Annotated in this window: 3 protein-coding genes; 1 reads left to right on the forward strand and 2 read right to left on the reverse strand. The window is 51.2% G+C overall.

The window, feature by feature from the left end; all coding sequences use genetic code 11:
- On the reverse strand, positions 1–586 hold a 586-nt coding region (locus ACXJ5O_RS27015; protein ID WP_457302600.1), incomplete at its 3' end, for a methyltransferase domain-containing protein.
- Between the two features lie 119 nt (positions 587–705).
- On the opposite strand from ACXJ5O_RS27015, the gene ACXJ5O_RS27020 reads away from it, so the two are divergent.
- Positions 706–891, forward strand: a complete 186-nt coding sequence (locus ACXJ5O_RS27020) for a hypothetical protein (RefSeq protein WP_457302601.1) — start codon at positions 706–708, stop codon at positions 889–891.
- 1 nt (position 892) lies between these two features.
- Here ACXJ5O_RS27020 and ACXJ5O_RS27025 read toward each other — a convergent pair.
- The coding region (locus ACXJ5O_RS27025) for an FkbM family methyltransferase (RefSeq protein ID WP_457302602.1) at positions 893–1,390 on the reverse strand (498 nt) is incomplete at its 5' end.

A 1,390-nucleotide genomic window follows, 5' to 3' on the forward strand; every position in this document is an offset into this window, starting at 1 on the left:
GCGTCAGTTCGATTGTGTGTTCTGGATGGCTCCAGTTCAACGGTGCCGTCAGTAGCCGGTTAGGGCTATCAATCACCACGTGACCTCCGGGTTTGAGAACCCGCGCGCCCTCCAGAAGGAAGCCCGAAACCTCCTCAGGCCAAAGATGCTCCAGATTTTGACCAGAGAATACCAGATCACAACTGGCGTCATCCACGCCCGACATGTCGGAAGCGGTATTGGTTATCCAAGTGACGTTGTCCGCAAGACCCTCAGGCTTCGGCATATAATACTCGATACCCAAGTGTTCCTGTACGCGACCGTAAGTCTGTTCTATCCAGTCAAAATACCATTTGCCCGCGCACCCCGCGCTCAACAGCCGCTGCGCACCAGAGGGCATTCCGCGTAGAAGGGCGCCACGCGAATCGTGCATCAAATAGCTGACGTCGAGTAAGGGTGACGATGTCACCTGTGGCGATGAACTGGGAAAGTTGTTTGTGGCGGCAATTAAGCGACGATCAAGGTCTGCCACACTTTCTGCCAATCCGTTCGTACCAACGACAGACCGGATTGCCCGGGTAATAGGTCTCAGTGCAGAGCGAAGCATGAAGTATTGATCCTATAAAACTCAGTTGACCCAATGAAGCACGCCAGCAGGGCGATGTCTCTCTTTAATGGATGCAGGACCGGGGACTCTGCTATTTATCCTATTCAAAGGAGCGTTTTATGAACCCAACTCGCCGGGAAATTGAAAAGAAGATGAATGAGCTTCATAGAGTTTACGACGATGTGACCGCCTCCGAAGACGCAGCTGTGAGGCGGGAGTTGAACAACGGAGAGTTTTCCGTCTTCAGAAACGAGTATCTTATTACTCCAAAGCCAGATACGTGGGTTCCATCGGGCCTTGATTGAACTAGCTCGCCAAATTTAGCGTACGCTTCAGCTTTTGCCAGGCCTTTGAGATAAATGGCTGGTTTCTGACGTAGATGTCATTTGGTGGAAGCTTGGACCAGAGTCTATAGCCTTGTCCTTTCATGTACTCGACGTAGTCCTGACTATCGAAAAGGTTCTCGAGGATGACAACCTTGGGTCGGTACCGGCTTAGGCTAAAGCCGCGCATCACATTTAGTTCCCAGCCTTCTACATCAACCGCAACAATGTCTACGCGGCGTATTTTCGGCTCGTGATGGGCAAGGATCGAATCCAGCTTCCTAACTTTGACCTTTATCGTCCTCACACTGGTTTTAACGTGGGTGGTCTCGCGCAACTCTGCATATTTTCCGTTGATGCCAAGGCTTGAGAAACTTTCATAGGAGACGGGACCATCGTAGTACGGCGCTCCATGAGAATCGACCACGAAGAAATCCTCGTCGTCTTTGTCAACGTTTGAGGCTGCATACTGCAGGACTTC

This window comes from Phyllobacterium sp. P5_D12, assembly GCF_054049495.1.